The sequence below is a fragment of the Methylobacterium sp. WL69 genome (assembly GCF_008039485.1).
In the GTDB taxonomy this organism is placed as follows: domain Bacteria; phylum Pseudomonadota; class Alphaproteobacteria; order Rhizobiales; family Beijerinckiaceae; genus Methylobacterium.
On the sequence record NZ_VRUZ01000153.1, the window covers coordinates 1 to 5,995 of the forward strand.

Annotated in this window: 6 protein-coding genes; 1 reads left to right on the forward strand and 5 read right to left on the reverse strand. The window is 71.9% G+C overall.

Going from position 1 to position 5,995, the window contains the following annotated elements; genetic code table 11:
• Nucleotides 1–38 precede the first annotated feature (38 nt).
• The 5 genes from FV218_RS21700 to FV218_RS21720 form a co-directional block, all read right to left on the reverse strand.
• Nucleotides 39–788 (reverse strand): electron transfer flavoprotein subunit beta/FixA family protein, encoded by a 750-nt coding sequence (locus FV218_RS21700; protein ID WP_056095595.1) that lies wholly within the window; start codon nucleotides 786–788, stop codon nucleotides 39–41.
• A gap of 209 nt (nucleotides 789–997) precedes the next feature.
• A complete protein-coding gene (locus tag FV218_RS21705) occupies nucleotides 998–1,570 on the reverse strand; it encodes a cob(I)yrinic acid a,c-diamide adenosyltransferase (RefSeq protein WP_147711518.1) in 573 nt (190 codons plus the stop codon).
• Between the two features lie 33 nt (nucleotides 1,571–1,603).
• Nucleotides 1,604–2,236, reverse strand: coding sequence for an acyloxyacyl hydrolase (locus tag FV218_RS21710; RefSeq protein WP_147711519.1), 633 nt, complete (start codon nucleotides 2,234–2,236; stop codon nucleotides 1,604–1,606).
• A gap of 141 nt (nucleotides 2,237–2,377) precedes the next feature.
• The gene (locus FV218_RS21715) at nucleotides 2,378–2,563 is read right to left on the reverse strand and encodes a twin transmembrane helix small protein (protein ID WP_056095586.1); all 186 of its coding nucleotides are present in this window, start codon (nucleotides 2,561–2,563) and stop codon (nucleotides 2,378–2,380) included.
• 300 nt (nucleotides 2,564–2,863) lie between these two features.
• On the reverse strand, nucleotides 2,864–5,560 hold the full coding sequence (locus FV218_RS21720; protein WP_147711520.1) for a TIGR02302 family protein: 2,697 nt from the start codon (nucleotides 5,558–5,560) through the stop codon (nucleotides 2,864–2,866).
• 191 nt (nucleotides 5,561–5,751) lie between these two features.
• Here FV218_RS21720 and FV218_RS22940 point away from each other — a divergent pair, with 191 nt between their 5' ends.
• The gene (locus tag FV218_RS22940) at nucleotides 5,752–5,922 is read left to right on the forward strand and encodes a hypothetical protein (RefSeq protein WP_187273139.1); all 171 of its coding nucleotides are present in this window, start codon (nucleotides 5,752–5,754) and stop codon (nucleotides 5,920–5,922) included.
• Nucleotides 5,923–5,995 lie beyond the last annotated feature (73 nt).

Sequence of the window (5,995 nt, forward strand, 5' to 3'; positions counted from 1 at the left end):
GGTAAGGGGCGGGGGGACGGGAGAGAGACCGAAGGGGGTCAGATGACCCCGGCTTCGACCTTGAGCTTTTCCACCAGAGCTTTGGCCGACTCGACCTTGACGCCCGCCTTGCGGCCGGCCGGCTCGACGGTCTTCAGCACCGTGATCCGGGGGGTGACGTCGACGCCGAGGGCCTCGGGGGTCAGCTCCTCGAGGGGCTTCTTCTTCGCCTTCATGATGTTGGGCAGGGACGCGTAGCGCGGCTCGTTGAGGCGCAGGTCCGTGGTGACGATGGCCGGGAGCTTGAGGCTAACGGTCTGGAGGCCGCCATCGACCTCGCGGGTCACGTCGATGGCGCCGTCGCCGAACTCGAGCCGGAACGCGAAGGTGCCCTGCGGCCAGTCGAGCAGGGCGGCCAGCATCTGGCCGGTCTGGTTGGAATCGTCGTCGATGGCCTGCTTGCCGAGGATGACGAGCTCCGGGCTCTCCTTGGCCACCAGCGCCTTGAGGATCTTGGCGACGGCCAGGGGCTCGACGAGCCCGTCGGTCTTCACCAGGATCGCCCGGTCGGCGCCCATGGCGAGGGCCGTGCGCAGGGTCTCCTGCGCCTGCTGCGGGCCGATGGAGACGGCGACGATCTCCGTGACCTTGCCCTTCTCCTTCAGGCGGATCGCCTCCTCGACGGCGATCTCGTCGAAGGGGTTCATGGACATCTTGACGTTGGCGAGGTCGACCCCCGAGCCGTCGGCCTTGACGCGGATCTTGACGTTGTAGTCGACGACCCGCTTGACGGGCACCAGAACCTTCATGGCGGTCACTATCCTCCGCGCGGACTGTTTTTGGGGAGGGCCGGCGCGGCGCGCGGAGGACCCCCGGCACGCCCGGCGATCCAGAACCCTCTCGATTGAGGCGGCGGACCGTAACGACGAGGTTTCGGCCTTGTCAACGCGGGTGCGCGGACGCACCCCGTGTCCGGGGGCGGGGAGGGCGGGCCGGCGACGATCCGATCAGCGACCGATCAGCGGTTCTTGCCGGGCACCCAGAGGACGTCGTCGGCGCCGTTGGCGTTGGCCGTGCGGCTCGCCACGAACAGGAAGTCCGACAGGCGGTTGAGGTATTGCAGGGCGGGGGCCGAGACGATCTCGCCCTCCGTGGCGGCCAGGGCCACGGCGAGGCGCTCGGCCCGGCGGCAGATTGTGCGGGCGAGGTGGAGGTTCGCCGCCGCCGCCGAGCCGCCGGGCAGCACGAACGACTTCAGGGGCGACAGGTGGGCGTTGAGGGCATCGATGTCGGCTTCGAGGCGCTTCACCTGGGCGTCGACCATGCGCAGGGGCTCGTAGGGCAGGGGCTCCCCGGTCTCCGGCGTGGCGAGGTCGGCGCCGAGGTCGAACAGGTCGTTCTGGATCAGGCCCAGCATGGCATCGAGGTCCGGCTCGGCATGGAGGCGGACCAAACCGATGCAGGCGTTGGTCTCGTCCACGGTGCCGTAGGTCTCGATGCGGAGGTCCGCCTTCGAGCGGCGCGCGCCGCTGGCGAGGGCCGTCGAGCCCTTGTCGCCGGTGCGGGTGTAGATGCGGTTGAGGGTGACCACGGGGCCGTCCGATCTGCGAGGGAGCGGGTCAGGTCAGAACGTGTAGCCGATCTTGCCGCCGTAGTTGGTCAGGCCGCGGTTGTTGCTGCACAGGCCCGCGTTCGACATGTGCTCGACGGTGGCCATGATGCTCCAATGCTCGGTGAGGCGGAAGCCGAGGGCGGCCGCCTCGCGGAACAGGGGGTTGCAGCCGAGGGAGTTGAAACCGGGCGGGGTGGTGGCCTTCAGGCCGGTATGGCCGTTATGGGCGCCGGCGCCGAAGAAGCCCTCGAGGAAGACGATGTTGTTGAAGGTCTTGGGGAACAGGTCCACGGTCCAGGTCGCGCCGATATAGGCGTAGCTGGTGCGGCCGCCGAAATTGTAGCTGCCGCCCACGGTGGGGCGGGGCACGAAGGCCTGCCAGAACGGATCGAGGCTCACCAGGGGCTTGGCGAACAGGATCTCGCCGTTAGTGTTGTTGGTGTCGCGCTCGGCGCTGCCGGGGTCCTGCACGGCGCCGCCGATGCGGACCTCCGAGACGATGCTCATGGGCTGGACCGGGGCCGCGTAGGCGACGGGCAGCGACCCGCCGCGCAGGTCGGCGGCTTGAACCGGGACGATGGCCTGGACCGGAACGGCGGCCAGGGCGAGGGCGCCGGCAAGCAGACGGGACGTGTTGGAGAGCATCGGGACCGATCCGGTTGTACCGGGCAGGTCTAGCATGGCCCGGCGGAGCCGCGTCAGGCCGCCGGCCCCGTAATCCTTACCCGACCCCGCGATAGATCGCCGGTGAGACCTCGCCGCCACAGTGCAGCGCGGGCGACGCCGTCAGGCCGAGCGCCACCACACCACGCCCATGATGAGGATGATGGCGATGAATTGCAGCAGGACGCGCAGGCGCATCAGCTTCTGCGAGACGTTGGCGCTGCCGCCGCGCATCATGTTGACGAGGCCGAGCAGCAGGATGACGGCCACCGCCACGCAGGCGACGAGGACGAGGGCGTTGGAGGACATCACGGCGTCACGGTCTCGCGGCTGGGGTCATGCGGTTTACGGCTAGTGAGTTCGGTCGATCCGGCCGATCGCCGAAAGACGAAGTGGAACGCTGGTCCCCTCTCCTGGAAGGAGAGGGACAGGGTGAGGTGTGCGAACTCTCCGAAAAGGTCCCACACCTCACCCCAACCCTCTCCTTCCAGGAGAGGGGGCCGGTTTCGGTCGCCCGATTCGAAGCGATCAAGCGAAGTTAATAACACACCCGTCTTATATGGACTTCGGCGCGCCGGCCGCCCAGGGGGTGGCGGCGCGCCGGGACTCTCAGTTCCGGCGCAGGAGGCGCTCGAAATAGTCGAGCTCCTCGCGCGGGCGGCTCGGGTCGCCGAGCTTGCGCCGCAGCTCCTCCAGGATCCGGCGCGTGCGCTGGACGGCGGATTCGTCCGCGTTCGGCACGCGGGCATTGCCGCCCGTGGTGGTGCGGCCCTTGTTGGGGCGACCCAGGGGATCGTTCTCGCCGGTGCCGGCCTGGCCCTGCCGGCTCGGATTCTGGCCGCCCTCCTGCTCGCCTTCGCCCTCGCCCTCGCCCTCGGCCATCTCCTGCATCTGCTTCTGCATGCCCTCGGCGCCGCGCTTGAGCCCGTCGAGGGCGCGGCCCTGGGCATCGACGGCGTCGCCCTCGCGGCCCTGGCCCAGGGCCCCCTCGGCCTCGCGCATGGCACCTTCCGCCTCCGACAGGCCCTCCTCGCCCTCCATGCCGAGGTCCTTCATCCGGCGCTGGAGGTCTTGAAGCCGCTCGCGCAGGGCCTGCTGGCGCTCGCCCTGTCCCTGACCCTGTCCTTGGCCCTGGCCCTGACCTTCGCCCTTCTGGCCCTTCTGCCCCTGCTGGCCTTCGCCCTTCTGGCCCGGCTGGCCCTGTCCCGGCTGGCCCTTCTGGCCCGGCTGCGGCTGGCCGCGCGGCGGGCGCTGGCCGGGGCGGGGCTGGCCCGACTGGCCGTCCTTGTCCTGGTCGTCCTTGAAGGTCTGATCGCGCAGTTCCTGCTGCTCGCGCGAGAGCTTGTCGAGTTCGTCGGCCTGCTTCGCCATCTCGCGGGCGCTCGGGTCGGCCTTGCCGCCGGGCTCCGCCGTCTGGAGGTTCTCCAAAATCTCGCGCAGCTGCTCCAGCAGGCGCTGGGCCTCCGCCGTGTCGCCGCGCTTCATGGCGTCGGCCATGTCCTTGAGCATCTTGTTGAGGTCGTCGGGGGTGACGGTCTTGCCGCCCTGCGCCGGCGGCTGGCCGTCGGCCTTGGGCGTCCGCCCCTTCTCCTTCTGGCGTTCGGCCATGTTCTTCATGAAGGTGTCGAGCGCCTTCTTCAGGTCCTCGGTGAGCTTCCGGATCTCCTCGTCGGGGGCGTTGCGCTCGATGGCCTGCTTGAGGTTGTCCTGGGCCGCGCGCAGGCTCTTCTCGGCGTCGGAGAGGTCGCCGTCCTCGATCTTCAGGGCCATCTCCCACAGGAGGTCGGCGACCTCCATGAGGGCCGCGTCGTTGCGGGCGGCGCGCAGGCGGCGCGCGGCGGTCATGAGGCCGAGGAACACGCTCGGCTGCGGCGTGAACCGGTCGGGGGCGATGAGCAGGGCATCCAGCGCCGTCAGCACCCGGCCCCGGCTTTCGTCGGGAGCGGTGACGAGGCGGCGGCGCTCTTCCGCCAGGGACCGGGCCAGGGCCTGCGTGAACGCCCGGGCCGGCAGGGTGATCTCGGCGGCCTCCGTGCGGCCCTCCTGGCCGGCCTCGTCCTTCGCCACCAGGGTCAGGCGCACGCGGGCGCCGGACCACGGATTGTCGGTGAGGTCGACCAGGGTCTTGGTGTCGGCCTCGCCGCTGGCATCGGCGGGGAGCGCCAGGGCGATGCGCGGCGGCGGCACCAGGGCGCGGGTGCCGGCCAGGGGCTCGACGATCCCTTCGGCCGAGGCGATGCCGTAATCGTCCTTGGCCCGGTAGGTCAGGTTGAAGGTGCCGCGGGCGTTGACCTCGAGGGCGCCCAGGCGGCGGATTTCGGGGGGGAGGTCCGGGATCGTCTCGACGACGAGGTGCTGGAGCGGGGCACCGTTGGCCGCGATGGTGAGCTCGGCGGTGCCGCCGGTGAGCTGGAACCGGTCTTCGCGCAGGTCCGCGTGGAGCGGCTTGCTCGCCTGAGCGGCGTTCGCCCCCGGGGCTCCTTGCAGCGCCTTCAGGCCGGAGCGGGCGTCGAGGGTCGCCTCGCCGTGGCCGGCGATGCGCACGATGAGGGTGGAGTTCACCGGGGCCCGCAGGCGCTGCTCGGCGCCGTTCATGGTCACCACCAGGGGCGGCAGGCGGGTGTAGAGCGGCGGGTCGATCCAGCCGTCGACCCGGAAGCTCGGGGCCGGCGGCGGCGGCAGGGTCCAGTCGAAGGCCCCGGCCACGCGCTGGCGCCATTCGGGCCCGGCGACGAACAGGCTCGCCACCGCCGCCACCAGCACGGCCGCCCGCAGGGCGAAGGGATCGCGCCGGGGCATGTCGGGCCGGGGCGGGGCCGGCTTCAGGCCCGCCACGGCCTCCGCCGAGCGGCGCTGGTGCAGGGCCCACAGGGCCCGGGCCGCCGGATCGCCGGTGCCCAGAGCCAGGGTGTCCTCCAGGGCCGAGGCCGGGCCGTGGACGAGGGCCGCATCACGGCCGGCGGCCGCGCGGTCGATGCGGGCCAGGGCGGCGCGCCGGTTCGGCCGGCGCAGCCGCGCGAGGGGCAGGAGGGCGGCCACCAGGGCGAGGCCGAAGGCGGCGAGGCCGATCCGGCGCCACAGGGGCGACAGGTCGAGCCAAAGGCCGAGCCAGGACAGGCTGAGGAAGGCCAGGACGACGCCGAGGCCGCGCCACAGGATCGGCCAGGCGCCCTCCCACAGGCCGGCGGCCTGGGAGCGGGCGACGAGGCGGTCGAGGCGTCCACGGGGGGCGGCGGGGTTCGCGGCGGCGGGATTCGCCGCGGCGGCGCGCGTCACGCCGGATGTCGCCGGGTCGGCCTCGGCCATTGTATCGGGTTCCTCTGGCGCCGATGGGCGCTGGACAGGCAAGCTAGCATGGTGGCCGCCGGGGTCGATCGGGTCAAATCCGCCCATGGCCGGCCGGGCCGGTCCGCGATCTGAACCGCGGCGGCCCGCCGGGGGTTGGGGATCGATTCCATCGGGTGAGCCAGGGGCCTCCAATGTCCGAAGCACAACACATGGTCGACGCGCTGGTGCGGACCCGGCGCGGCGGCTTCTCCGCCCAGGCGGCGCTGGGCGGCCTCGCCCTCGTGGTCGGCCTCGCCGCCAAGGCCCTGAAGGACACCGCGGACAAGCCGCCCGCCGCGGCAGCGCCGGCCCCGGCCGAGACGGCCGCCCCGTCTCGGTGAAATCCGCCGCCCGGACCGGCCAGCCGAGCGGAAGCGCCAGGGCGACCAGCCCCGCCGACAGCCGCTGCCCCCT